Source organism: Erythrobacter sp. SN6-5, assembly GCF_057364945.1.
This window is the reverse complement of sequence record NZ_CP200282.1, coordinates 2,898,998-2,923,124: the sequence shown is the minus strand read 5'-3', so window position 1 is coordinate 2,923,124 and position 24,127 is coordinate 2,898,998. Positions and strand designations below refer to the sequence as shown.

Here is a 24,127-nt window from a genome sequence, read left to right as displayed (position 1 = left end):
AGATGAAGCGGCTCGGCCTGATCGCTGGCCTCATTTGCGCGCTGTTGCTGGCGGTGGGCGCTTATGCGGGCAGCCTTTATCTTGGCTCGGCCACGGTAAAGGTCGACAGCAGCTTCATCATTCCGCCAGGCGCTTCGCTCAGCTCGGTTGCACGAAAGCTTGAGGACGAAGGGCATATCACGTCCTCTGATGGTTTTGTGATGCGCGCGCGGTTGTTTGGCTCCAGCGATCCAATTCAGGCGGGTGAGTTTATGCTCAACCCCGGCATGACGCAGGGCCAGATCCTTTCCACCTTCCAAAGCGGAGATGTGATCCGGCGCTTCGTCACTATTCCAGAAGGTATGCCCTCTATCCTCGTTCACGAGCGTCTGATGGCTGAAGAGCTGCTCACAGGTGAGATTGAAGTTCCGGTAGAGGGTTCAATCTTGCCGGACACTTATGATTTTGAGCGTGGGGAAAGCCGCCAAAAAGTTGTCGAGCGGATGCAAGCGGCGATGGATCTTTACCTGGCGGAAGCCTGGGCGGAGCGCGGCCCCAATATAGCGGTCGATACTATGCGAGAGGCGCTGATCCTTGCCGCCATCGTTGAGAAAGAAACCGGTAAAGCGTCCGAACGCCGTAAGATCGCTGGCCTCTATTCCAACAGGGTCGAGACGGGGATGTTACTGCAAGCAGATCCAACGATCATCTATCCGATCACCAAAGGTAAACCACTGGGCCGACGTATCCGTCAGTCTGAGATTGCGGCTGTAAATGGCTACAACACTTACACGCGTGTCGGATTGCCGGTGGGGCCGATCACCAATCCGGGCCGGGAAAGCATCGCTGCCGTGCTCAACCCGGACCAGACGAGCGCGTTATTCATGGTGGCGGACGGAACCGGAGGCCATTGGTTTGCCGAGACCCTGGCCGAGCACAACGCCAATGTTGAGAAATGGTATGCGATCCGCCGCGAACGCGGTGAGATGTAGCAGCGAGGCGTTGGGGCTTGAGACAATTGTCGGGCCCAGCGAGACGTCTCAGGAGGCGACTTAGACCATGGCCCGTCCGTTTATCGTCACCGCCGCTTTGCCGCCTGAGATCGCTTCCTGGGCCGAAGGATTGCGGCGAGAGCATTATCCCACCCATCGCAATCACTTGCATGCGCATGTCACCATGTTCCACTCCTTTGCGCCTTCCTTGCTGGAGGAGCTAAAAAGTTACTTGCCGCGCATCGCAGCGGAATATTCGCCACTCGAAGGCCGCGTTACCGGGGTGATGGATCTGGGGAAGGGGACAGCCATCGCCCTTGAGAGCCCGCAATTGCTTAGCCTTCGTGCAGAAATTGCTGATCATTTCCATGGTAGCCTCACGGATCAGGATTTGTACGAGCCGCGTCCGCATATCACGGTCCAAAACAAGGTCACGAAAGAGGAGGCGCGGGCATTGCAAGCAGCCCTGGCGTTGGAGATTGAGCCGCGCAGCTTCGCTTTTCCCGCGCTCGAATTGCACTTGTATGAAGGCGGGCCGTGGACTTTCATAAAGCGCGCGGCCTTTCGCAGGGCGCCGCGCCGCTAGCTAGAGTGCCGGTTCGAGCGTAAACAGTGTCAAACAGGTGTTGACCCAGGCTCTGCCCCCGCCTAAACGCGCCGCCTGCGGTCCGGGCGAAAACGCCCTTGAGACCAGCCAGACTTTGGTTCTGGCGGAGTAGCTCAGCTGGTTAGAGCAGCGGAATCATAATCCGCGTGTCGGGGGTTCAAGTCCCTCCTCCGCTACCATATTTCAATCACTTAGCGATCTGGCGATTGGGCGGTTTACACTAGGCTGTAAACCGTGTTGCAATTTGTCGCGCCCGATTGGCGTTCTCATTCTGTCCAATCGAGGTCAGGCATGAGCAATCATCTCATCTCGACAACCTACAAACGCTCGCTCGGTTCGGGAACGCGCAAAGCCATGATGGTGCTCATGGCCGACAAGGCCAGCGATGACGGACGCGGCATCTATGCTTCCAAGCAAACGATGGCCGATGAACTCGACCTCTCGAAGCAAACTGTCATCAACACCATCAAGGGATTGATTGGCGATGGCTTGCTGTTCGAGATCGGGCAGAGGCGCTGCGACACTGGGCATACGGTCGAATATGCGATCAACGTGGATGCACTGTTCGCAATGCCGCCTGTTGGATACGAACAAAAGCGAGCTGACAAGGCGGAAAGCCGTAAGCGTTCTTCACCGGTAAAAGAGGTTGACCGGTCAACGAGCGTGATCCCCACCGGTCAAGCAGCTTTACCCAAACCCTTATCAAAACCCATTACCCCCTATCCCCCCAAGCAACCGGCGAGTGAGGGCAGGGATGAGGGTGACGAATACTGGAAAGGTGTGTCCGGTCGAAACTGGACAGATACCGGCAAAATGCTTCGAAAGCTGGAAAGAAATCCAGAGAAGCGAACGCGCCGCCGTCGCAAGTCGGCTAGCACATTCTCGACACCGAAACCCGTTCGTCCGGAGCGTCCAGTGCAAGCCAAGGCGAGCGAGAACGAACTCTCGCAAGCCATGCACAATGCGATGCGCAAGTGCCTTAGCGAAACGATCTACGTCCCTTGGCTGGCCCATGCGGCGTTTCTGGGCGAGGGCGATTGTGTCAGGGTGATCGTTCGGAGCGAGTTTCAGCGCGACTGGATCGAACAGCGCTTCCAACCCAAGCTGATCGGCGCGGCTCGCAATGCGTTTGGGCAGCATGTCAGCCGGGTGGAAGTGGAGGCTGAGCAGCATGGCTGATTGGCCCTACAACACGACCACTTGGCAGCGCCTTCGCCGCTTGAAACTCGCTTCAGCGCCGCTTTGCGAAGGGTGCACTGCAATGGGAATTGTGAAGCCTGCCAATACGGTCGATCACCGTACACCCGTCAACCAAGGCGGTGATCCGTTCCCGCAGATTGACGAACTCGCCAGCTATTGCGCTTCCTGCCACTCTGCGAAGACAGCCAGGGGCGTTGAGGCGGGTGCAGTGCGAACCAGCAAGCCTCGCAAGGGATGCAACCCCGATGGCAGTCCGATCGATCCGTCTCATCCGTGGCATTCTAGCCCGCAAAGCCCTGACAAGACGCGGAGAAAATCGCTCATAGCTGGCGAGTGTAGACCAATGGGGGACACAAATTTTGAGTTAGTTTCCAATCGGCTTCAGAGCCGTCGGCACCGGAGTTGATAGAATGGGTGCAAGAGGTCCAGGAGCATCCAAGCAACTAGCGGTCGCAAGAAAGGCTGAAGCGCTCGCTGCTGTGGATCTGCTTACGCCGCTAGAACCTAAGTTGAAGGTGGTTGTGCATCCGTGGGAAGTGGAAGGGCTTTCCCGCTCTGATCGGGTAATCGCATTCATTGAGAGTCTTCCGATCACGAAGGGGTTTGGCGTTGGTGAGAACATCCGGCTCGACCAGTTTCAGCGGGACTGGATCGAAGGCATTTATCAGGATGACGCAAACGGCGAGCGGGCTGTAAGAACAGGTCTTTTGAGCGTGGCGCGCGGGAACGGGAAGACCGTCCTTTGCGCCGCGCTTTGCCTTGCTCACCTAATCGGTCCGGAAAGTGAACAGCGCGGGGAGTGCTACAGCGCCGCCGCGACCCGCGACCAGTCAGCACTGATCTTTTCAGAAATGGAAGCGATCATCCTAGAAATGCCGTGGATGGCTGCACGGCTCAATTTGCAGCGCTTTCACAAGCGGATCGAAGACAGCATGTCAGGCTCGATCTTCCGCGCGCTGGCGAGCGACGGCGGCTCGGTTCACGGTCTGGCGTCGTCTTTTGTCATCTGTGACGAACTTGCCCAGTGGAAGCGGCGCGAACTGTTCGACGTTCTGCGCACGTCGTTAGGTAAGAGGCGTGAGCCGCTGATGCTTGTGATCGGCACACAATCGCCTCACGCCGAAAACGTAATGTCGGAAATGGTGGACTACACGACCCGGATCACATCAGGCGAAATCCAGGACAGTAGTTTCCACGGCGCGGTCTATGCTGTTCCCGATGACGCTGATCCGTTCGATCCGAGGAACTGGGCGCTCGCCAATCCCGCGCTTGGCAAGTTCCGTTCGGAAAAGGAACTGGCAGAGGAAGCGCGGCGCGCGAAGCGAATGCCGACGTTCGAACCTGCGTTCCGCAACCTGTATTTGAACCAGCGGGTCGATGCGGAACCAAAAGCGATCAATCCGGTGGAATGGGAGGCTTGCGGCGCGCCGGTAGACGTTGCGGCGCTCGCTGGGCGTCCTTGCTACGGCGGACTGGACCTTTCCAGCACTCGCGATCTGTCCGCTCTTGTTCTTTACTTTCCAGAGGACGAAGGGGCGGTCCTTAGCTTCGCATGGTGTCCGAAAGAGAACCTCGGCGAGCGAGAGGAAACGGACCGCGTTCCCTACCGGACTTGGGCGAAACAAGGCTACATAACTCCGACGCCTGGACGCGCTATCGACAAACAGTTCATCGCCGCAACGCTGGGCGAAATCGCGAGCAAATACGACGTTCGCGGAATTGCGTTTGACCGCTGGGGCATTGCCGAGTTCCGCACTGTGCTGAACCGCGAAGGGATCGACCTTCCCCTTGTCGAAATTGGACAAGGCTTTCGGGACATGGGTCCGGCGGTCGATGCTTTCGAAATCGCCATGCTGGACAGGAACCTACAGCATGGGATGCACCCGCTTCTGCGATGGTGCGCGGGCAATATGATTTACGAAACGGACCCCGCTGGCGCGCGGAAGCCGAGCAAGAACAGGTCGATTGACCGGATCGACCCGATGGTGGCGCTCATCATGGCTTGCGGTCTGGCGAGCCGTAACGAAGGCGAGAACACCTATCAGGGGAGCGGCATATCGTGGGTTTGAAAGGAACAGCTATGATTTCAGAGAAGCAATGCCATGCGCTAAAATATTGTCGCACGGAATGGCGTCACATTTACGACAGGGCGTCTCGCGTGGGTGAGCCTTTCATTCGAAAGCTAGCTACGCTGGGACTTGTCCGGTTTGGCACTCCGCCGGGATGGGAAGGCGAATGCTACATAGCATCTGACAAGGGGCGGGAGTTCATTGCAGCATATGAAGCAAAATTCGGGCCTGTCCTGAAGGACTGACCCGACGATGATCAAATTGGCATTTGCCAATTTATTACTGTTATGCTTTAAGTTGGCAAACGCTAATTAGGAGCCACCTATGGATATACTCACGAAGACGTTTTCAACGGGCGAGGTCATCAACGCCACTGGAGTGTCAAACCACACACTTCAGAGCTGGCTCAAGCGCGACCTGCTACTTGGCCACGCCAGCAATCCGATTGAGGGAGGCGGGACGCCTGGAAAGCATCGCAAGTTCTCGTTCCGAACAGTTCTCGAAATTGCGCTGGCCAAGGCTTTTACCGAAATGGGAGTGCCAATCGCCGGAGCAATGCAAGCGTCGGCCCACTTCGCGCACATGGGGGCGGCAGTCGCCGGGTATGGCGAGGTGCAGATTGATCCTTCTAGACGTCGCACTGGTCTTCCATTCGATAATCGGAATGGCGAACGGACACTCGTTTGCGTCGTCGGAGAGAAGTCCCGAGTTTATCGCTGGGACCCAGCTTCTGACCAAGGTTTGCTTGAAGCGATCATGCAAGAGTTTGGTGACGGTGTCGCAATTCTCTGCGTCGACTACATCTTCGACAACACTGTCAAAAAGCTCGGCTTCAACCCCGGTCAATTGATCGAAAGCGCTTATGGCAGCGATCAAATCACCAGTTCTTCGGCCCCGAAGAAATGAGGGACTCTGTCCACCCTCTACAATGCTCTTGCGGGCGGGGCGAGCGGCGCAGCATCCGCTTCAGCACCCGCAAGAGCAACACAACAAAACCATCGGCCAACGTCGCGAGACTGTCGGCAATCTCCGTGCCGGGGGATGTTCTCCCCCGGCCTGATAGAAAGGCAATAGCATGACCAAACTGAGTGAACTGCTCGAACGCCGCGCCGCTGCGCTCGACACAATGAAAGATAGCGAGGAAACGGGTGGTGCAGCATTCGACACGGCGCAAGCCGAGTTCAAGGCGCTAACAGTCCAGATCGACCGCGCCCGCGTGATCGAAGAAGCCGAACGACAAGAGCGGGGTAAACCGCTTTCCGGTGACAGCGTTCTTGAAACTGAAATCCGGTCTAAGTTCAGCCTGTCTCGCGCGATTGCCGGGGCCGCTGGACTGCCCGGAGTTGATTGGGGCTTTGAGCGCGAAATGCAGGTCGAATTGGCGAAGCGCGCTGGTAAGTCACCGGAAGGCGTTTTCGTCCCTACCGAACTGTTTGAAAAACGCGTTCTTACAACTGCGACCGGCGGGGAATTGGTCCCGAACGATCATCGCCCAGAACTCTACATTAACGCGCTTGTCGCTTCGTCCGTTGTTCGTGCGCTGGGCGCTCGCCCGCTCACTGGCCTAAGTGGAAATGTCTCCATTCCGCGTGAGACGAACAGTCCCGCCGTGGGATGGGTTGCTGAGAACAGCGCGCTTTCCAGCGATGATGCCAACTTCGATAACGTTACCATGTCGCCAAAGCATGTTGGCGCGCTGTCTGAATTCAGCCGCAATATGCTGATGCAAGGAAGCCCTGATGTCGAAATGCTCTTGCGCTCCATGCTGGCGCGCAACGTGGCGCTCGCAATCGATGCGGCGGCTATCCAGGGCGGGGGTACAAATGAACCGGATGGCATTCTGGCAACCGCTGGGATCGGAACCCAAGTCTACACAACCGATCTGTTCACCACGAACGCCGAAATGATCGCGAAGTGTGACGTTGCCAATGTCGCCGAAGCGCAGCGCGCATTCCTTGCCAGCAACACGATCAAGAAGATCGCATCGCTGCAAAAGGACATGGATAACAAGCCCCTCGGTATCGCCCCGATCTTCCATGATGAAGCGGTTACGTTTTCCAACCAGGTTCCAACTGATCTGGGTGACGGTGACGATCATGCCCACATCTATGGCGATTGGTCCGAACTCCTGATCGGCCTGTGGAGCGAGCTGGATATTCTGGTCAATCCGTTCGAAAGCACCGCCTATTCGAAGGGCAATATCAGCATCCGCGCAATGGCCACCTGCGACATTGCAGTCCGTCACCCTCTCGCCTTCGTCGCTGCAACCGGCGTCGATGCGGCAAGCGTGGGGATGGCATAATGACAGCGGCAAACCCTTCCATCGCCATCGAAAGGCGAGCGTTTCCTGAAATTCGGGCGCTGGCTAACCAGCGGCGATTAGAGGGCTATGCCGCAACCTTTGGCAGCGAAGCGCGTCTTGGCGAGATCGTGGAAACGATTGAACCGGGCGCGTTCCGCGCATCACTCGCTGGCGATGTTCTCGCACTTATGGATCACGATCCTGGGCGCGTTCTCGGTCGAACAAAGTCCGGTACGCTTCGCTTATCGGAAGACAACCGTGGCTTGGCGTTCTCGCTAGACCTTCCTGACACTCAGGCGGGGCGCGATATTCTGACGCTCGCCGAACGCAATGACCTTGGCGGAATGTCGTTTGGCTTCCTAGTCCCGGATGGCGGTGAAAGCTGGGCGGGCAATCGCCGTAGCCTTCGCGCTATCGACTTGCGCGAAATCTCGGTTGTCAGTGCCTTCCCGGCCTATCCTGACACAAGCATTGCGCTTCGCTCGAAAGAGGCAGTAAGCGGGCTTTCGGCGCGCCGTCGGGCAATAACGATTGCGGAGATGCAATCATGCGCTTGATCGATACCATCGCCAATCGCCTTGGCTTCGAACGCCGGGAAGCCGATCCGAGTTGGAACGCCATATCAACGGGGCTGGGGGTGCCTGCCACTGTGAACGCAAGGGCTTCCGAGAATATCTCGGCGGTCTATGCCTGCACGTCCGCAATCAGTTCCGCGCTCGCCTACATTCCTGCGCTGGTCTATCGCCGCGATACCAGTGGGGAGAGGATTGAAGCTGAAAACCATCCGCTCGCCAAGCTGACGCGCCAGGGCGTGAACACGCAAATGACGTGGCCTGAATTCGTCGAACACATCGTTGCATCGACGCTGCTAACCGGGAACGGCCTCGCGGAAATCAAACACAATGGGCGCGGACAAGTCACCGGCCTAGAATTCATTCCCTGGTCGCGCGTGTCGGTCGAATATCTGGCGAGTGGACGCCTTGCCTATGACGTAACCGATCCGTGGGACAGGGGCCGTTCCAGACGCCTATTGGAAGGCGAAGTCATTCACTTGCGGGATCGAACCGACGACGGCCTGATCGGGCGTTCGCGGCTGTCGCGTGCAAGCGAGACGGTCGCCAGCGTTGCTGCGGCCAACACGTTCGCCAAGAGCTTCCTTGATCGGGGCGGCTATCCGTCGGGCGTTCTCTCGCATCCGGGGAAAATGTCGCCAGAGGACAAGGCAGCGTTGCAGCAAGCCTTCACGAAGCGCCATACCGGCGCGCAGAACGTCGGACGCGTGTTGATCTTGGACGCGGGCCTTACCTGGACAACGGCGACTATCTCGCCAGAGGACGCCGAACTACTCGAAAGCCGCAAGTTCGGGATCGAAGAAATCTGTCGCCTGTTTCAAGTGCCGCCGCCGCTGGTCCAGGACTACAGCCATAACACCTTCACCAATTCGGAGACGGCCGGACGTTGGTTTGCCCAGTTCACGCTTGCTCCTTGGGCGCGCAAGCTGGAGGCGGAATTCGCTCGCAGCGTCTTCCCTTCCAATTCTGGCCTGGAACTCGAATTCGATCTGTCAGGCTTCCTGCGCGGTGATCCGAAGACACGCTGGGACGCTCACAAGATCGCAATCGAGACGAAAGTTCTGGACCCAGACGAAGTGCGCCATGTCGAGGGCTGGAACCCCCGCAAGACAACGGAAGCTAGCGAATGACAGCTCGCCGCCGCCTCTTGCCAGAGAATGAAATCCGCAGCGCGATTGAGCTGTTGCGCGAGTTGGGTGTTGAACCGGGGGCGGTTGACCTGCGAAGCGATGGCATCACCGTTTATCCGAAAAACGAAGGACAAGGGAGCGCATTTGATGCGTGGAAGGCAAAGCAACAGAATTCTGACCGGCCTACACGTCGTTAAGAAGCGACTGGCGAGCGGGATTGTTCGCTGGAACGTCTATGCTTGGCGTGGCGGACCATGCGTTCATCGTCAGGATGGCGCGCGGCCTGTTATTACAGCCGATATTCTTGCACAGGCGCTCGCAGCGCGTGAGCAAGCCAGCGGCGGTGCCCCAAGCGATACCTTCAAGGCTGTTATTGTCGCCTATCGTGCCTCGCCTGAGTTTGAGCGTCTGGCCAACAGCACTCGGCGCGATTACAACCGTGTCCTGGACCGAATTGACGATCAGTTCGGCGCAGCGCCAATTGCCGCTTTCGAGGACAGGCGGATGCGCCGGGAGATCATCGAATGGCGTGACAAGTGGCGAGGACAGCCGAGAACCGCCGACAAGGCAACCGTGATGATGGCAACCTTGCTGGGCTGGGCTGTCGAGAACGCCATGCTGACGATGAATGTCGCGGCGGGCATCAATCAGCTTCACAGCGCAGACAAGTCTGACAAGATTTGGGAACCTCGCCATTGGGAGGCGCTGGCCGATGCGCCTGAACACCTTATGCAAGCCCTGCGGCTTGCCAGCATGACAGGCCTTCGTCTTGGCGATCTTGTGCGGCTCGATTGGTCGCAAGTCTCTGATAAGGCGATCATCCTGACTACCAGGAAGCGCAAGGGGAGGGCGGTTATCCCCGTGGTTCCCGAGCTTCGCGCATTCCTTAATGCTATCGACCATTCTGAGGGTACGTTGCTGCGCAATAGCCGGGGGAAGCCGTGGACGGAGAGCGGGTTGGGGACAGTCTTTCAGCGGAGCAAACCTGACGGTTTTGATCGGACAATCCATGATCTGCGCGGCACTTACGTGACCTGGCTAGCGACCAAAGGTCTCACAGATGATGAGATCGCGCGGATTGTTGGGTGGACTTCGCAGCGCATCGCTGAAGTGCGCGCGCGTTACGTAGACGAGGCCCGCGTGATCGTTAGTCTAGTTGATCGGTTGAGCGCGTGAGCGGTTTACTCACTACGGGTAAGTCATTGAGATGTAAGGGGCTGGTCTGGGGAAGGTTTACAGCGGAAGGGTCTGAAATTGTTGGAAAAGCCGAGAAATCATAATCCGCGTGTCGGGGGTTCAAGTCCCTCCTCCGCTACCAAATATCTGATTTTAAAAGATAAAATACCGGCTTGATGATATTGCCGCTTTTCTTGTGTCCTGCGAGGCACAGCGGACACTGGCGAAAGAGCGTATTTGTGCCATCCACTTAGATTGTGGCAAATCAATCTCCGCCATCAATCTTAGTGATTTTTTGGCGCTCGATGGCTGCTTAGCGCCCTAGTTTAAGCCGTAGCGATCCGAAAGCTTAGCTCTCGGTAGCAAACATTTGCGTGTACCGCTTCTGGATTTGTGGTTTTAGATACTAGGTTTGACAATGATCGTTCACTTACTTTCTTCGTGAACGCTAGCCAACCTCCGCCTTGGGTGGTTTCGTAGCTGCTTCTTTTCTTCGGGCTTCTGCAACTTTGTTCGCTTTAACTTTCTTCGCTCGAAACGCTGCCAGCTCGTTCAACTCAGCTTGCATCTGTTCCTTTGTGGGCATCTCGATTTGCTTCGCTGCAGCCTGGTCATGACCGGAATGTTCTGATGCTCGCGTCATAGCTCGATAGATGACGGAGTAGTCCTCGTCAGTTACATCGACACCGCCAAGACGCAGTGTGCCGACATTTGAGCCGAACCGTCTGACGACATCGTTAAGCACGATTTCCTCTACAGCTCTTTCCCATGTCTCTCTCAGAGCAGAGTAAAAGCTTGTGCAAGCTCGCCGATACTTGTCGCTTGTCGAAGGGGCCTCGTCGGGCATCTGATCTAGCAACGTTTTGAGGGTTTGTTCCCGCTCTTTGACCTTCCGAGCGACCCATGGCGCGCTGTCGACAGTAACCACTCCGAACTCTCCAGTGCCGCCTTGTTCGATCAAGCAAGGGAGGGCTGGCACCGGTTCTGTTCGATCCGTACAGGCCAGCATCAATTCGTTGTAGAAAACCAGATTGTGGGTGAAAATGATGATCTGCCGCCCTTTGGCCGCTTCATCGACTAGACGCCGAGCGACCTTGCGAATTCGCATATGGTCAAGACTGGTTACTGGATCATCTAGGATGATACCTGATTTTCGCTCGGCGACATGAGTTTCGGCCATGAAGCAGGCTAGGCTAAGAGCACGCTGTTCGCCTTCGCTCAAGATGCGCGCTTTCTTCGCCGCTTGGTCCGTGTCCAATCCAACCTCGAAGACGCTGGTGCCATGGTCAGTCGCATCGGTGAAGCGGAGCGGCACATGTTCCATTCCAAAATTTGCGATCTCCTCCTTTATCCGTGCCTCTAGTGCTGGCGAAGTCAATTCTTTCCTCAACGAACTCATCAGTAGCGACAAGGTACGAGTACCAAGCGCGTCCTCGCATTTCTTCCAGAGATGAATGCTGGCTAACTGATTTCGACGAACAACAGCCTCTTCGATTTGACTGCTCAGCTGTTGCCTACTTTCCAGCTCGGAAACCCTTGCCGATGCGACCGCAGTACGGTCATCAGTGTTGCGCAATTGGTTGGCGTACTCGCGAAGCTGCATAGACCATGCCTTCATACGTTCCACTGGGTTGATAGGCAGCGCAGGAACGTCTCCAATCGTCGCTGCCTCGATTTGCTCAACACGCCCATCACGGCGTGTTCGCAGAGCATCGTTAAAGGCTATCGCCTCTGAGACGAGCGCTTTTGCGTTGGTGTCTTGTGCCGCTGCCTCGGCCAGAAGCGCGCCGACTTCCTCGGAACTTTTGAATGATAATCCGCGAAGAGTTTGAAGACGTTGCGCTACAGCGTTCTCTGCCGTTTGCGCCTGATCCATTGCCGCACCTTTGATATAGCTGTCGAACGAAGACATCCGCGCGGCAGCATCTTCATCGAGCGCCTGCTGGCAAAGCGGACAAGGGTCCCCCGATATGAAAGGTTCTTCAACGGATCGGACTCCGGCTTCTGCAGCAAATTGCCGCGCCATGCGGAATAGATTTTGCCACGCGTCTGAGCCAGTTGCACCGATCGGCTGTGATCCAATTTGCTCCGCAATTAGAGCGTCTGCCGCTTGGCGCGTCGCACTTTTAGTTTTGAGAAGCGATGCGTCGCCGCCCATGACATCATCTAATAATGCCGACTCATTTGCTTCGAGCGCAGCGGCAACATTAGCGCATGCTTGTGCTATACGATCGCTTGCTGCCGCTTGCATGGCGGGTCCATGAGATAATTCTTGTCGCAAAGCTTCCAGCTCCGCTTGGTGCTCTGCAGTCCAGCTAGCGCTTTGGCGCATTTCCTCTTCGTTTGGCAATTGAGCTTCGGTTGTATTGAGACTCAGTCTGGCAACAAGCGCCGCAGCGCTTGTGCCAGCTTTGAGGCTGCCGCCGAACGGCGTCGAACACTGTTGTGTGGTAGTGTCGATCGCGGCTCGGAAGCGCCCTGCCACGGCCTGATAGAGTTCGGCAAGTCGTCCTACACATGCCGCCTCAGGCGGCATGTAAAGGATGTCGTTTCTGCCGCTGACATAAACCCGCAGGTTGTCCGAATCTAAAAGGGTGATGCCTGCCAAAGACGAAGGCTTTGGCTCTCCGTCTTGCCAAACTTCTGATGTTTTCTCTCCTTGGCCCTTGCGGTAGCTATAGGTGACAGTCTTCTGAGGTTTGGGGCCGGGATCGAAAACATTCCCTTCAAGTACTGCGGCTTCGCGCACTCGCGTGAGCTGTCGTATAGCGCGAGTATAACCGCTCTTCCCAGCTCCATTATCACCAAAGATGACGGTAACTCCGTTGTTCGCGAACTCGAGCACCTGATCCGCTACCAGCCTATCGAGCCCTTGGAGCGGGCCGACTGAACATAGTACGACATCATCTGGGACGGCATCCACGTCGATAAGACTTGCTTCATCGAATGTGAGGCAAGGGTGATCGCCTTCAACCGTCAAGCCATGAGCGATAGAAACACGGTTCGTGACCGCATCAATGCTCTCTTCGCTGACTTGCGGGTTACAACCGACGCGCTGGAGAGCATCTTTGACCCAATCAGGCTTATTCTCCGACCACTCCAAAAGTTTGCCCATTTATCCCCCTTATCATCAATAAGTACCTCACCAACAGCTGGTGCTGCTTACATCATAACTATCATTTAGAATAAATTATTCGTTGGCTGGCTGATTAATCATAGGGCGCCCCCTTCTTTTATTGCTGCAACAGCCAAATGCAGCGACAAGCGAATAGCAGAGCCTAAGTGCTCAACTCAGGCCACTCCTTGTGAAGTTTTTTGAATGCCCATCCGATCTGTGACACAGCGGCCAAAGGACTGCATGCTGAAAAATGAGCGACTCACTACCAATTGGCGAACGTTCTGAAGCCGACCCAATTGCTTTCTATCCACCATATTCATCTCTGGCCGCGCAATCTGTTGCGGTCAGATCAAGCGTCTCCTATCACAACCCCGCGCTCAGCCAATTCTGAGCGTGAGGCCTTCAAAACCTCAAAAACGTCACCGCCGGTCACAGTTTCTGTGTCCGGGTGGCCGTCGCGTATGTCCAAGGTTCGCCTAAAGGCGGCGGCGCCTTGTGGTGACGCAGGGTTTTGAACACCCGGCTTCGACCGGGCTTGCCTCTTCAATTCGAACTTGAGAGGCGAAAACATGAAATCAAAAATTTACTGGGCAATTGGAGCAGTGGCACTCGCCGGAGGGTCTTATGCTGTCCTACATGACCCGCAGCCAACCACCCACAACGGGTTGGTGAGGGTTCCCACCGGAGACAACGATATAGACGCTGAGAATGCGCTCGAAGACGCCAGAAGCGCTTACCGTTTACATGAGGAAGCGCGCATGAACGGCGACTTCGACAAGGCGCGCTATTATGAAGAAGCGGCTGAGGCTGCGCTTAGCATTGGTAGAAGAGCTAGCAACGCTGCAACGCGAGAATTGTTAGACCGATATGACGACCAGCCGTCGAATGAGGACGATGGCTTGAGAGCAGCTGAAGAAGCTGCTGCTGAAGCAATTGCAGCAGTTAGAGCCAGCGGTTCTGGAGAACAAGGACCAGACGTTCCAGCAATTGGGCGCAGTACTGATCCAGCAATCTTAGATGGCATGCGTAGGAACGTTGAGACTATGGAATTTGCTTGCAAGCAATACGGCTCAACGTGCGCTGAAGCAGAGATTTTGCGTCGTCAGTATGAAAGCATGCCTTAGCATGACTCGATTGAACCTGAGGGCGATTTTAAGCGCCCCTCAGTGCGTTAGTTGTCCCAAATGCAATCATACTGCGCTTTGCTGCCAACAACCCCTATGAGCTTCCTAAAGCTTCTGTGGCGTATTGTCGTTAAACAGCTTGTCGCGAACCATATTACCAGTTCGAGACAAGGTCGCATGCATGCAACAATTTCAATGTTTGATTTTGGTCGGTTCGACAGAGACAAGCAACGACCAGAAGTGATTGTGGGACAGACGATCAACCTGTTTTCGATCAGTCTAAATGACATCACGATCAATCTTCTACATAGTACAGTCATGACAAACCTTACCAAGAAATACGCAGTAGCTGTCGATGTATCACCAACTGAACAGCTATCCGGGGACCCAAATGCAGTACTTTCGATGGGAATGTTGGTTGGGTTAAATTCACCGAAGTCTTTCGATCTCGTCGGTAGCAACTTCGTGGACGATCCGTTGCCATTAAAGAAGTGGTCGTCTGGATCAAAGGGATATCGTGAAAAGTTCATTTTTCATGCGCATAATGTTGTCGACGGCGCGCAGATCATTTGCGGCGTAAATCGCGCCAGCGAGCGGCTTATCGCTACACACGGAAAACTGGTGTTTGAACAGCTAAGTGGACCGCTCCCCACGCCATCAAGTCTGAACAAAAAAGGGAAACCGAGAATCCTTCTCGGCGGATACAAGGTTGATGGTGTGCCGCTGCCGCCTTTCGAGGTGCTGCAAGATGATCTGTTCATTCTGGGTTGGCTGACCGAGGCGTGCGCTTCTTTCCTCGCTCAGCTCGATGAGATAAATGGTGAAAAAGTAAAGCTAGATGTCCTGTCTGATCGCCTTCCCAACGAGCAGGGTGGTGAAGACTACTACAAAGCCACGCTGTTCAAATCACTGCTTGAGAAAGCAACCGATAAGCGCGCTACCGTGATTGGGGTGCCTGATCCAACAGCCGAAATGCAACGCGAATTGTTCGTCGACAATCTAGCAGGGCTAGCACGAGAGCAACACGACAAACCCAACGGTAACCTTGCCAAGCTGATGAGAGCCAAAAGCCTTAAGATTTTTGGGTTTGACCGGACGACTGTCTGAAGAGGTAGAGGTCTGATTTGTTGGTCTTTAACGAAGCGTCAGCTCAGGGCAGAAATTCGTGGCAAGCAGGGTAGAAACTCCGCCAGTTTGAAACCAACCAAATGAACGTGACCAGCCGTTCCTTGGGCTTCTAGCTTGAGGACCTAGATTACACCTGAGGTCGATCCTAAGCGCCTCTCAGCACATGCACAGAGTAAAACGCACGGCGCCTGCGTTTCGGCAAGGGTTGCCCCCAAGACTTCTATGTGTGCCTAACGCGTATTGTGGTGAAACAGCTTGTCGCGAACCGTATTACCAGATCGGGTAAAGCTCCGAGCGTATTACCATTTGGCGGCAATGTTGTTCATTGGCTTGGCCCTCACTGATCCGGTGGAAAGTGTCCTTCAAGCTTCAGAAGTCGGAACAAGTCGTCAGTGTGTTGCTTCAGCCACGAGCCATGTTCCGCAACACTATCAGGAAACTTGGGCCAGTAACGGCCTTTGCCATCTCTGGACGGTGTATCCTCAAGATATCTGACGACACGACGTGTGCGCCATACTTTGGTCCGTAGTGAGGATTTCGCCACGCTGTGCCGCCTTCCCGCCTTCCAAAGTTCGTTAGCAATACTGCCGTCAGAGACCTTTTTGGAGCCGCCTTGATGTTGCAGCAGTAGTTCCATGGCCCAAACGTCACAGACAAGTGCGTAGGTCTCCGGGAACATTCGCCGATGATGCGAACGTCCGTCAGGCAATCGAGGCAAATTCCATGGGAAGTTTCGTAAGCGTTTGTCGCGCTCAGCCCAGACGCTCTTTTCGAAATCAGGATCGATTGGCTTTGCCGCAGATTTCTCCGCTCTCTTTCGCTCGCGCTCAGCGGTTTTGTTCCGCTTCCAACGAGCGCGCTGCTTTTTAACGTCAACAACCATGTCTTTGTAGGTTACTAGCGCGGACACATTTTGCAACACTTTGCCATCGTGACAGCGTTTGAAACATGCTTTCTATGGGGTGCTCCAATCAGTTCGCGGTTCAGCGAACATCGACAAGGAGTAAAATTGATGAACTATATTACCGGAAACCCGTACGATGGCGCGCGCCGCGCATTTCTTAGCCTTCACCCATTCGCAACAGACGAAGATTGGGACGATTGGTGCCTTGGGCACATGCCCGACAATGATGTTGACGAAGAGGCACTCATTGCCATCACCGCAATTTGTCATTCTTGCGCTGCAAAGATGGGGCATTTGCTCGACGAAGCTGTGCTCAAGCACGTTTGCTTTTCTGCAGGCTACTTTGAGGCACTCCTGCTGGAACGCTTTGGCGACCATAAGAAGGCAGCGTGACCACGGCTCTGGATGGCTCTGAATTCCCGAACACCGGCAGATCGGAGCCATCCTATTCGATGCAGTACTCAGCCCCTAAGACTTCTCTGTTTGCATTGAAACAAGCGTTTACATGTCAACCTGCCCAGTAAGCTTCAAATCAAGCCGAAATGGCAGAAATCTGGGTCTTTTCGCAAGACCAAGTGAATAAGTGAAAGTTCTTGGCCTCGGCAGTCAATCAATCTGCGCTCAAGCACTCCATCACTGTCGATACGCACCAGCCGAGCTCCAGCCCTAATTCAACACACATTCTCAGTGATTTCAGCTGCATTGCGCTGACCGCTGACGAACAACTTATTGGAACTAACGATGCAAATTGAACTGAAACCTGACTGCGACTGGGAATACCGCGCAGAAGTGAACAACTTCGGCGGCGCGAAGCCCAAATTTGAATTCAACAATCAAAACGTCATCGAGGTCGAATGGTCTGACGTAAAAACTGACGGGAAAGGCAACGTACTCGATATGCCCTTGTTGACATCAAAGTTGTGCTTTGGGCGTATCGAATTTCGCTTCCGGCATGAACGCCCTGATGGTGAAACCTCCAACTTCTATGGGAAAGAGGTTAAATCAGAAACCCGCTGCGACCGCTGCCCAGTGTCAACCAGACACAGCTGCAAGATGCTTGTTGCGGAGCGTCTGAAGTCCGACCCAGATATTCTCGCTGCAATGCAAGCTTGGAAAACAGAGGTCGACGAAGTCATGAACGACCCTTTTCCCCATCACCCACAGAAAGTTCGTTCGAGGCAATTCGTTGGCGACCCATTTGGATATCTTTGGCAAAATGTAAGACATGCGATCATCAACCGTGGCAGGTTTGAGAATTCGAACGATAACGCCGTCGCTGACCAGATTGCGGAAACGAAACGCCGCAAGAATGAGAAGCAGATGTTGAAGATGCGGAAGCGGCGGGAAGCGGAGCGCAAGGAACTGAAGGCAAATCACGAACCACCTACAAAGAAATTTGTGAAAGCAGCTTGGGACGAATGCCTGAAGCGTGCAGCTCAGCTTCGAGCGGTTCGACAAGTTGCAGGTACACCGCGAGAAATCTCAACGCTCAAAGATCAAGGCTGCGATCTGACCGCTTACGCATGGTACTATGCGGAGCTCTTTGGTTTTCAGGACTTGCCAGTCAAGCCGGGAAGCTTGGCTAGATGGTTGATCGACAGCGATCTCGCGCCGGGGCAGTCATATGCAAACCTGAAGAGCAGGTTGAAGCGAGACATTGAGCGAGCAATTGAGACCGAAAAAGGGGTCTACGGACGCATTTGGCAGCCGTTTGACCCAGATGCGGACCTAGATTTTGACTCTACCTGATTGACCCTACCTAACCCTCGCATTCAGACACTACTTTGACTGTTATGCGTAGATGTATGAGTCATATATTCTATAAATTCTAAATCCCCCTCCGGGGCTTCGATTGCATATATCTTATTACCCTTCGCCTACGGCGAAGGGCGAAACACCGCGAACGGTGTTCAGTTTTGTTTCAATTTTTTTGAGTTCTTCAACGCGGGAAATCTTCGGCGTTCTGAAGCTCAATAAAGAGGAGCGAATTTTCGAGATGCATTCAGAACACAAGCGAACGGCGTGCAACGTAGACGCGTCTATAATTTCGACGAAAGGAACCCAGAATGCCAACGTCACGTAAACGCGATAATGCCTACTTTGCTGCAAGGTTGAAGAAGGACGGCCACCGTGAGTTACTCGACCGAGTAGAGAGCGGCGAGATCAAAATGTACGTAGCGACGCAAGAAGCTGGCTATCGTGCGAAGCAGCCCAAGTCACCAGCGGACAAGCTTTCGTACCATTGGAAGCGCGCTAGCTATGCGGAGCGTATGCTGTTTATCGGTGCAAACTTCCAAGCGCTGGGTGAACTCATGAAGGACGTCTATGTCCGCCAGAAGAAGATCGACGAGGCTAAGAAAACTAGCCGATAGGACCATTTTTAGCCCGACGGGGCGATCCGCGTCTCCTAGAATAGTGGGATAAATCAATCCACTACGGAGACAAAGAATGAGAATTGAAAGTACTAACGTCACTATCGCCGAAGCTGCACAAATCTGGCTTCGTCGCTGCGAAATCGAACAGCTCGAACGCGCCACTATGCACTCATATCGGGGGCATGTTCGCAACCATATTGAACCGAAGATGGGGCATCTGCTGCTCAAGGAGCTAAGTGCGCCAGACGTGCGTGAATTCCTCGATAGCATGCTTGCAGACAGCAGTCGTGCGATGGCCAAGAAGTGTCTCACCACGCTGCGCTCGATCATCAGTGAAGCTCAAGAACGCGGTCTGGTGAAACACAACGTCGCTCGTGATGTGAAACTGCGTCGTTCTGATCGACACGAGCCAGAGCGCGTGTTCCCGACCAAGGATGAAATCAAGGCGTTGATTGCTAATGCACCGACGCGTCACCAGCCGCTTATCATGACCGCCCTGTTCACTGGCATGCGTATGTCAGAGCTAAGAGGGCTGACTTGGGGAGCACTCGACTTCGAGCGCAGTATCATCACCGTCAACCAACGCGCAGATCGTTACTGCGACATGGGAAACACAAAGAGCAGGGCAGGGCGGCGAGAAATCCCAATGGGGCCTCAATTGGCATCTGTGCTGAAAGAGTGGAAGCTTGCATGTCCTGCTGGTGAGCAAGGCTTGGTGTTCCCCAACGGGGTCGGAAACGTCGAGACGCATTCGAATATCTACAACCGTATATTCGCGCCGCTGATGGTGAAGTGCGGTATCGTTGACGGAGACGGCAAGCCTCGCTTCTCGCTACATGCTTTGCGCCACGCTGCTGCATCGCTGTTCATTGAGCAAGGATGGTCGCCTAAGAAGATACAGACCATGCTGGGACATTCATCCATCACCATGACGTATGATGTCTATGGGCATCTGTTTCATGATCCTGCGAAAGACGTGGACCTTATGGGCGAGATGGAAAGAGGGTTGTTGGCAGCTTGATTTCTTGATCGCGGACGAAGGTATGCATGGTCAGTCGCTAGATTGGGAAAGAAACTCGCCCAACTTGGGCAACGAGCAAATGCAAACGAAGAAGCACAATTATCTGTTGATGCATGCGAGAGCACTTCGCTAGATATTCGGCGTAGGTGAGCTCGCGCGTTTCTCCAGTAGCACCTTTGCCAAGATTGAAACGCACGACTGCACCCTTTTCATCATACTTAAGCTCTCGGTGATGAGATGCGTTGCGAAGCTGATTGTCCCGTTCCGCGCAGAGGTCTGCAAAGACTTTGTTCTGCGATGGCGCGTCGAACCGCTTACCCTTGTCACTGCTGCGATACTGATCGAGCGTGATATTCTGGAGCTGGTCGTAAGCTCTACCGGAAAGGGCATTGTTTATCATTGTCAGAATATCGATCATCGACGCAAATATCTCGAACGCGTTGCCATAATACATTTGCACTGAGGCAAAGTTGGCCGTCTGCGCTGAGAGCCCAGTGACGTCGACCCCACCCGCGACCGAGAAATGGACCTGAGAAAACTCGGTCCAAGATGAGAAATAATCTCGGATGATCGAATGATATTGCTCGCCGCGAATTGAAGCCGACTTCTCCAAATCAGTCAAAACACCTTTGAGATCACCGTTCTTTAGTGGTTCCGCGATTAGGTCCATTGCGGCTTTGAGCTTCGGCTCGTACTCGATGCCAGTTGAAAATAGCGCAAATCTCCAGACCCAATCGGCGATATCGTTCAACGCATCATTCGCGTAAAACTCCTTTGTCGCTTCATCGATCAATCGCTTCGATAACTTGTCCTTGTTGCGACGATGAAGTGACCATGCTTTCTTGAGAATTTTCCATTCAGCATCGAAGTCTGGCCGACGATAGGGGCGTTCATTTTGGCGAGCAATTGCGTCACTTGCCAGAACGAAACTTCCGGCTTTTTCGCTCTTGGCAATCATCTTTCCCATGGCTTCGAAGTGCGGGAACGCAGCATCTTCATGACGCTCTGTTTCTGGGATCACGAAGTTTGCGTGAAGATTTACGATCTCGCAATCAGTATCCTCGGTGACGGGTTCCGCGTTATCGGCTTCTTCGATCCATGCCGCGACCTTTTCGTAGTCTACGTGCATAGTGACTGACATTTCTTCGCCACAATTGACGCAAGGGAAGCGATACACGTGCTTCGTCTCCTGACCCATGCCCAAACGAAGCGTATGCTTTTGACCACAGGTTCTGCAACAGTGTGAAGAGCGAAGTATCATTTGCTAACTATCCTTGAAAATCTAGAATCATATTAATAGTCCATCAGATCATAAATTTATTGCGGTATTGAATTTTATTGAATAGTTAAATAATCGACAGATGTGAAAAAGGGGGGTGAGTATGCAGGAATATTTTGATCCGTTGGGTGTAATTACATCAGCTGATTACAAAGATGAGGACGGCTACACTGTTGTGATGCCTGGCGAAGCGTCGCGCCGGTCGCCGGAATTGCCTCGCTATGCTTCGACCCAGGTGATCGTCGAGCTTAGTAGTGATGAACATCTACAAAGCATGCTTCGAGTAATCGAAGAATCCGACCGCTCAGCTCGCTTCTGTGACCGATGCTGAGATCATTGCTAGAACAAGTGATCCCTATGATTGGCAGAAAGTTTTGGTGAAGGGCTTAAGCATCAAGTTTGGAGTAATGTGGTACGACAAGGCTTTTTTTGAGGCTCGCAAAGATGCGTATCGATCCGAGTTGCACTCATCAATCTTGAAGAAGTTTGATCTAGAACCTGATGATCTAGAGGTTTCGCACACAATTCTTGCTAAGGGTGAGAACTAACGGATTAGCGAGTCCGGGATACCCATCCATCTAACTGCACGCTTCCTAACGATGGACTTCTCGTGCCAAGAGACGCGACCTGTCATGCAGTTGATGGCTCCCACTGGAAAAAGACACCAGCCAATTTGAATTCACCATTCTTTAGGAGCGGAAATTGACCCTTCATGGACGAAAGCTAGTAAGGCTCGTAGCTACACCGGCCTTGTTTTGTTCATCTACGATGGCGCTCGCTGAGGAAACATCGGAGGACGACTGGACTAGTGAATTTTCAGTCAATATCTCTCCGAAGGTAGGTACATCTCTACCACTGTCTACCGAACTAGATCCTGTCGACAATAGCGGTATTGACGGTTCCTTTACCGTCGAGAGAAAAGGGCGGAGTGGTCTCACTGATTTGGCAATTACCGTCGGTGTAACATCAGCTCCGCAGCTGTTGGACGACAATGATGAGGAAAGCTCGCTGTATCTAAAGGCGACCATCGGCGACCGGTATGTGCCGTTCCGAGAAGTTGCCCGTCGGTCAGCAGGGTTGAGCAGCTCAACCGTGCCTGACGAGTGGCGACCGTACGCTAGTTACCAATTTACGAGGGTTTACTCTGGTTTTGTCGACGCACGGACAAGCGACGATCACACTATTACCGTTGGAATGCGGTTTCGCGATGTCCGCACTGTTATGACAGGCACCCAGCGGCCTCAACGAGGGGTCTACACCGAATTTCGAGGGGAAGTGCAGAAAGTTTGGTCAACTTCCGACCAACGCGAACAGCTAATCCCCAGTGTTCGGGCCAAGCTGGTGAGTCAGCCGATTTGGGGTGGGACTAGAGTCTTTGGGGAGGCTCGCGGAGACCTCAAATTCTATACTGACCGACCGTTGCCGAGTGGCGATGATAGGGAAGATCAAAGGCTCCGTTTAACTCTAGGGGTCGATTTAAGCGAGTTGTTGGATGGACCTTCATTGGAGGTCGGGGTCCAATACCAGCGGGTGTGGTCGAACGATCCTACTGCCGAAAGCGACCGAATTTTCTTCGCACCTTCGCTTACGCTGACCCATAGTTTCTAATATCAAACCGAAGTCCCGTTGCCGGACCTCGGAGGCGCAATCAGTATTTCTAACCCTATACGTCTACGTAGACGCGTCTACCAGCCGTTTCCGTTGGAATCATAATCCGCGTGTCGGGGGTTCAAGTCCCTCCTCCGCTACCAAGTTTTTTGGAATCAGTTGATGGCGTTTGATTTCGAACTCAATTGGGTTCCGCTCTCTTTCGAGGTGTTCCCTCCTGAATTGCAGGCTGTCGTTCCTGCAGATCAATTGCTTGGCGCGGAGCTTCGTACCTGGGTTGTCGAGTAGTTTCAGGACCAGTCTGGCTTAGAGTTTGATCCAAGCGACTGGTCGGAAGATACGGCGATTTTGTTCGAAAGTGGTGGTATTTTCAGGTCGAGAATGGCGACATCGCTTTTCGCCGATTCCCGTCCCCCCAAGCGCTCTTGCAGTTAAATTTGATGTCAAAGGCATCGAGCATTGCCCAGCGCGGTTGCCATACTTGTTCCGGACTCTTGGAGACGGATGCACAGTTCCCAGTTTATGTCATACCTGTCAGGATTGGTCCAAAATCCAGGCAAAGTTTGGACAAAACCAAATGGGCGGCGTTTCAAATGGCAATTGAGAAATGGTTCGTTTCACGAGAATTGAAGCTCGAAAGGCTAAACCATCTATGCATTGCCCTAACTTATGTGCTCTTAACGAAGCGTAGGAATAGCGACCTTGATAACATGACGAAGGCTTTGATGGATGCGTTCTCACGTGCTTTGGGGTTTGATGATAGAAAGATACAACATCTTGATGTCTTGAAACTAATGGGGGAGCACCCTAAAGAGTTTGTGTTTATCTGGGTCGCTCCTTCGCACCTCCAAGACTTTTCGACTGTTATGGTTCCAGAGTATGAGGGTAAGTTCGCGGTCGAAGACGCAATTTCACTCAACGATTTTACGAGCAAATGATCCGTTCCAACAAACCCGCTGTGTGGATGCTTAAAAAATTAGTAGGCGGTGGCGTTGCGCTACCGGAAGAATTTATAAAGGAGCTCGACGCCTTCGCCGACGCGAAAGGCATTTCCCGGGCAGCAGTGATATGGGCTTCCATAGGAGTTGGACTTCCCCCTTCTAAATTTGGGGATAGCAATCAACGCAAAGCGCGCTCTCAACATCCTTGAATACACACAAGCCGGACTAGCGCTTCTCATTGAGTGGAACCATCTGGAAGACGTTGAAGATGGCATTTGTCTCGCGCTTAGAAATGCGAGGGATTATTATGGCTAAGAAATCACCGAGGCTCATCAAGTTGCCTGAAGTCATGAACCGGGTCGGTCTCAGACGCACCGCAATCTATGATCGCATTAAGCATGGTGAATTCCCGCAACCTCGGTCGCTAGGGCCAAGATGCTCTGTCTGCGTGGAAGCTGAAGTTGGCGACTGGGTGAATGGCGTTGCCAACGGCGGCGCGGACTAGCCTGCGGACGTACCTCAACCGGATGGAGAGCTTTGTTGGTTCAAAGTCCTCGTCACCGCTTCTTATTTACTTGATGTCTAAAGATGGGGCGTGAGCG

24 protein-coding genes and 1 tRNA gene are annotated in these 24,127 nt (G+C 53.9%); 22 read left to right on the top strand and 3 right to left on the bottom strand.

Annotation, left to right across the window (positions count from 1 at the left end; translation table 11 throughout):
- The first annotated feature begins 2 nt into the window (after positions 1-2).
- The 12 genes from mltG (at position 3) to AC0V6Z_RS14550 (ending at position 10,027) form a co-directional block, all read left to right on the top strand.
- A complete protein-coding gene (mltG, locus tag AC0V6Z_RS14605) occupies positions 3-971 on the top strand; it encodes an endolytic transglycosylase MltG (RefSeq protein WP_472639147.1) in 969 nt (322 codons plus the stop codon).
- A 67-nt stretch (positions 972-1,038) separates the two neighbouring features.
- A complete protein-coding gene (locus AC0V6Z_RS14600; RefSeq protein WP_472639146.1) occupies positions 1,039-1,557 on the top strand; it encodes a 2'-5' RNA ligase family protein in 519 nt (172 codons plus the stop codon).
- A gap of 123 nt (positions 1,558-1,680) precedes the next feature.
- Positions 1,681-1,757: transfer RNA gene (locus AC0V6Z_RS14595), tRNA-Met, on the top strand.
- Positions 1,758-1,869: 112 nt separating this feature from the next.
- Positions 1,870-2,757 carry a DnaA N-terminal domain-containing protein gene (locus tag AC0V6Z_RS14590; protein WP_472639145.1) on the top strand — a complete coding sequence of 296 codons (888 nt, stop codon included), beginning with the start codon at positions 1,870-1,872 and terminating at the stop codon, positions 2,755-2,757.
- Positions 2,702-3,184, top strand: a complete 483-nt coding sequence (locus AC0V6Z_RS14585; protein ID WP_472639144.1) for an HNH endonuclease signature motif containing protein — start codon at positions 2,702-2,704, stop codon at positions 3,182-3,184. Before AC0V6Z_RS14590 ends, AC0V6Z_RS14585 begins: the two co-directional genes overlap by 56 nt.
- A gap of 73 nt (positions 3,185-3,257) precedes the next feature.
- Positions 3,258-4,847: a terminase large subunit gene (locus AC0V6Z_RS14580; protein ID WP_472639143.1), complete on the top strand. Its 1,590-nt coding sequence runs from the start codon at positions 3,258-3,260 to the stop codon at positions 4,845-4,847.
- Between the two features lie 324 nt (positions 4,848-5,171).
- The gene (locus AC0V6Z_RS14575) at positions 5,172-5,753 is read left to right on the top strand and encodes a MerR family transcriptional regulator (RefSeq protein WP_472639142.1); all 582 of its coding nucleotides are present in this window, start codon (positions 5,172-5,174) and stop codon (positions 5,751-5,753) included.
- A 169-nt stretch (positions 5,754-5,922) separates the two neighbouring features.
- Positions 5,923-7,149, top strand: a complete 1,227-nt coding sequence (locus AC0V6Z_RS14570; RefSeq protein WP_472639141.1) for a phage major capsid protein — start codon at positions 5,923-5,925, stop codon at positions 7,147-7,149.
- Positions 7,149-7,706: an HK97 family phage prohead protease gene (locus AC0V6Z_RS14565; protein ID WP_472639140.1), complete on the top strand. Its 558-nt coding sequence runs from the start codon at positions 7,149-7,151 to the stop codon at positions 7,704-7,706. The genes AC0V6Z_RS14570 and AC0V6Z_RS14565 overlap by 1 nt, the downstream gene beginning before the upstream one ends.
- Positions 7,697-8,851 (top strand): phage portal protein, encoded by a 1,155-nt coding sequence (locus AC0V6Z_RS14560; RefSeq protein ID WP_472639139.1) that lies wholly within the window; start codon positions 7,697-7,699, stop codon positions 8,849-8,851. Before AC0V6Z_RS14565 ends, AC0V6Z_RS14560 begins: the two co-directional genes overlap by 10 nt.
- Positions 8,848-9,048, top strand: coding sequence for a hypothetical protein (locus tag AC0V6Z_RS14555; protein WP_486176503.1), 201 nt, complete (start codon positions 8,848-8,850; stop codon positions 9,046-9,048). Before AC0V6Z_RS14560 ends, AC0V6Z_RS14555 begins: the two co-directional genes overlap by 4 nt.
- A complete protein-coding gene (locus AC0V6Z_RS14550; protein ID WP_472639138.1) occupies positions 8,999-10,027 on the top strand; it encodes a tyrosine-type recombinase/integrase in 1,029 nt (342 codons plus the stop codon). The genes AC0V6Z_RS14555 and AC0V6Z_RS14550 overlap by 50 nt, the downstream gene beginning before the upstream one ends.
- Positions 10,028-10,475: 448 nt before the next feature.
- Here the strand turns inward: AC0V6Z_RS14550 and AC0V6Z_RS14545 are convergent, their stop codons facing one another.
- Complete coding sequence (locus AC0V6Z_RS14545) at positions 10,476-13,142, bottom strand: AAA family ATPase (protein WP_486176502.1); 2,667 nt, start codon at positions 13,140-13,142, stop codon at positions 10,476-10,478.
- Positions 13,143-13,714: 572 nt separating this feature from the next.
- On the opposite strand from AC0V6Z_RS14545, the gene AC0V6Z_RS14540 reads away from it, so the two are divergent.
- Both AC0V6Z_RS14540 and AC0V6Z_RS14535 read left to right on the top strand, forming a co-directional pair.
- On the top strand, positions 13,715-14,269 hold the full coding sequence (locus AC0V6Z_RS14540; protein ID WP_472639136.1) for a hypothetical protein: 555 nt from the start codon (positions 13,715-13,717) through the stop codon (positions 14,267-14,269).
- A gap of 195 nt (positions 14,270-14,464) precedes the next feature.
- Positions 14,465-15,376 (top strand): hypothetical protein, encoded by a 912-nt coding sequence (locus AC0V6Z_RS14535; protein WP_472639135.1) that lies wholly within the window; start codon positions 14,465-14,467, stop codon positions 15,374-15,376.
- 358 nt (positions 15,377-15,734) lie between these two features.
- On the opposite strand, the gene AC0V6Z_RS14530 is transcribed toward AC0V6Z_RS14535, so the two are convergent.
- Entirely contained in the window at positions 15,735-16,280 is a 546-nt protein-coding gene (locus AC0V6Z_RS14530) for a hypothetical protein (protein ID WP_486176501.1), read from the bottom strand.
- Positions 16,281-16,409: 129 nt separating this feature from the next.
- Between AC0V6Z_RS14530 and AC0V6Z_RS14525 the strand changes: the two genes are divergently transcribed.
- The 4 genes from AC0V6Z_RS14525 (at position 16,410) to AC0V6Z_RS14510 (ending at position 19,697) form a co-directional block, all read left to right on the top strand.
- A complete protein-coding gene (locus AC0V6Z_RS14525) occupies positions 16,410-16,694 on the top strand; it encodes a hypothetical protein (protein ID WP_472639133.1) in 285 nt (94 codons plus the stop codon).
- Positions 16,695-17,042: 348 nt separating this feature from the next.
- Positions 17,043-18,050, top strand: coding sequence for a hypothetical protein (locus tag AC0V6Z_RS14520; protein WP_472639132.1), 1,008 nt, complete (start codon positions 17,043-17,045; stop codon positions 18,048-18,050).
- 317 nt (positions 18,051-18,367) lie between these two features.
- The gene (locus AC0V6Z_RS14515) at positions 18,368-18,673 is read left to right on the top strand and encodes a hypothetical protein (protein WP_472639131.1); all 306 of its coding nucleotides are present in this window, start codon (positions 18,368-18,370) and stop codon (positions 18,671-18,673) included.
- Positions 18,674-18,749: 76 nt separating this feature from the next.
- On the top strand, positions 18,750-19,697 hold the full coding sequence (locus tag AC0V6Z_RS14510) for a tyrosine-type recombinase/integrase (RefSeq protein ID WP_472639130.1): 948 nt from the start codon (positions 18,750-18,752) through the stop codon (positions 19,695-19,697).
- A gap of 37 nt (positions 19,698-19,734) precedes the next feature.
- Here AC0V6Z_RS14510 and AC0V6Z_RS14505 read toward each other — a convergent pair whose 3' ends face one another.
- The gene (locus AC0V6Z_RS14505; RefSeq protein WP_472639129.1) at positions 19,735-20,895 is read right to left on the bottom strand and encodes a hypothetical protein; all 1,161 of its coding nucleotides are present in this window, start codon (positions 20,893-20,895) and stop codon (positions 19,735-19,737) included.
- Positions 20,896-21,079: 184 nt separating this feature from the next.
- Between AC0V6Z_RS14505 and AC0V6Z_RS14500 the strand changes: the two genes are divergently transcribed.
- The 4 genes from AC0V6Z_RS14500 to AC0V6Z_RS14485 all read left to right on the top strand — a co-directional run bounded on the left by AC0V6Z_RS14500 (position 21,080) and on the right by AC0V6Z_RS14485 (position 24,030).
- A complete protein-coding gene (locus AC0V6Z_RS14500) occupies positions 21,080-21,307 on the top strand; it encodes a hypothetical protein (protein WP_472639128.1) in 228 nt (75 codons plus the stop codon).
- Positions 21,308-22,746: 1,439 nt separating this feature from the next.
- Positions 22,747-22,872 carry a hypothetical protein gene (locus AC0V6Z_RS14495; RefSeq protein ID WP_472639127.1) on the top strand — a complete coding sequence of 42 codons (126 nt, stop codon included), beginning with the start codon at positions 22,747-22,749 and terminating at the stop codon, positions 22,870-22,872.
- 152 nt (positions 22,873-23,024) lie between these two features.
- Positions 23,025-23,522 carry a RusA family crossover junction endodeoxyribonuclease gene (locus AC0V6Z_RS14490; protein ID WP_472639126.1) on the top strand — a complete coding sequence of 166 codons (498 nt, stop codon included), beginning with the start codon at positions 23,025-23,027 and terminating at the stop codon, positions 23,520-23,522.
- Between the two features lie 271 nt (positions 23,523-23,793).
- The gene (locus AC0V6Z_RS14485; RefSeq protein WP_472640928.1) at positions 23,794-24,030 is read left to right on the top strand and encodes a helix-turn-helix transcriptional regulator; all 237 of its coding nucleotides are present in this window, start codon (positions 23,794-23,796) and stop codon (positions 24,028-24,030) included.
- Positions 24,031-24,127: the final 97 nt, after the last annotated feature.

What these genes read in the sequence shown, in the direction of transcription:
- AC0V6Z_RS14565 (WP_472639140.1), top strand. Translation starts at nt 7,149, where the DNA reads ATGACAGCGGCAAACCCTTCCATCGCCATCGAAAGGCGAGCGTTTCCT.
- AC0V6Z_RS14525 (WP_472639133.1), top strand. Translation starts at nt 16,410, where the DNA reads ATGAACTATATTACCGGAAACCCGTACGATGGCGCGCGCCGCGCATTT.
- AC0V6Z_RS14545 (WP_486176502.1), bottom strand. Translation starts at nt 13,142, where the DNA reads ATGGGCAAACTTTTGGAGTGGTCGGAGAATAAGCCTGATTGGGTCAAA.
- AC0V6Z_RS14515 (WP_472639131.1), top strand. Translation starts at nt 18,368, where the DNA reads ATGCCAACGTCACGTAAACGCGATAATGCCTACTTTGCTGCAAGGTTG.
- AC0V6Z_RS14540 (WP_472639136.1), top strand. Translation starts at nt 13,715, where the DNA reads ATGAAATCAAAAATTTACTGGGCAATTGGAGCAGTGGCACTCGCCGGA.
- AC0V6Z_RS14490 (WP_472639126.1), top strand. Translation starts at nt 23,025, where the DNA reads ATGTCAAAGGCATCGAGCATTGCCCAGCGCGGTTGCCATACTTGTTCC.
- AC0V6Z_RS14500 (WP_472639128.1), top strand. Translation starts at nt 21,080, where the DNA reads ATGCAGGAATATTTTGATCCGTTGGGTGTAATTACATCAGCTGATTAC.
- AC0V6Z_RS14585 (WP_472639144.1), top strand. Translation starts at nt 2,702, where the DNA reads ATGCGTTTGGGCAGCATGTCAGCCGGGTGGAAGTGGAGGCTGAGCAGC.
- AC0V6Z_RS14520 (WP_472639132.1), top strand. Translation starts at nt 17,043, where the DNA reads ATGCAAATTGAACTGAAACCTGACTGCGACTGGGAATACCGCGCAGAA.
- mltG (WP_472639147.1), top strand. Translation starts at nt 3, where the DNA reads ATGAAGCGGCTCGGCCTGATCGCTGGCCTCATTTGCGCGCTGTTGCTG.
- AC0V6Z_RS14600 (WP_472639146.1), top strand. Translation starts at nt 1,039, where the DNA reads ATGGCCCGTCCGTTTATCGTCACCGCCGCTTTGCCGCCTGAGATCGCT.
- AC0V6Z_RS14570 (WP_472639141.1), top strand. Translation starts at nt 5,923, where the DNA reads ATGACCAAACTGAGTGAACTGCTCGAACGCCGCGCCGCTGCGCTCGAC.
- AC0V6Z_RS14530 (WP_486176501.1), bottom strand. Translation starts at nt 16,280, where the DNA reads ATGGTTGTTGACGTTAAAAAGCAGCGCGCTCGTTGGAAGCGGAACAAA.
- AC0V6Z_RS14550 (WP_472639138.1), top strand. Translation starts at nt 8,999, where the DNA reads ATGCGTGGAAGGCAAAGCAACAGAATTCTGACCGGCCTACACGTCGTT.
- AC0V6Z_RS14590 (WP_472639145.1), top strand. Translation starts at nt 1,870, where the DNA reads ATGAGCAATCATCTCATCTCGACAACCTACAAACGCTCGCTCGGTTCG.
- AC0V6Z_RS14485 (WP_472640928.1), top strand. Translation starts at nt 23,794, where the DNA reads ATGGCATTTGTCTCGCGCTTAGAAATGCGAGGGATTATTATGGCTAAG.
- AC0V6Z_RS14510 (WP_472639130.1), top strand. Translation starts at nt 18,750, where the DNA reads ATGAGAATTGAAAGTACTAACGTCACTATCGCCGAAGCTGCACAAATC.
- AC0V6Z_RS14505 (WP_472639129.1), bottom strand. Translation starts at nt 20,895, where the DNA reads ATGGGTCAGGAGACGAAGCACGTGTATCGCTTCCCTTGCGTCAATTGT.
- AC0V6Z_RS14495 (WP_472639127.1), top strand. Translation starts at nt 22,747, where the DNA reads ATGGCGTTTGATTTCGAACTCAATTGGGTTCCGCTCTCTTTCGAGGTG.
- AC0V6Z_RS14560 (WP_472639139.1), top strand. Translation starts at nt 7,697, where the DNA reads ATGCGCTTGATCGATACCATCGCCAATCGCCTTGGCTTCGAACGCCGG.
- AC0V6Z_RS14575 (WP_472639142.1), top strand. Translation starts at nt 5,172, where the DNA reads ATGGATATACTCACGAAGACGTTTTCAACGGGCGAGGTCATCAACGCC.
- AC0V6Z_RS14535 (WP_472639135.1), top strand. Translation starts at nt 14,465, where the DNA reads ATGTTTGATTTTGGTCGGTTCGACAGAGACAAGCAACGACCAGAAGTG.
- AC0V6Z_RS14555 (WP_486176503.1), top strand. Translation starts at nt 8,848, where the DNA reads ATGACAGCTCGCCGCCGCCTCTTGCCAGAGAATGAAATCCGCAGCGCG.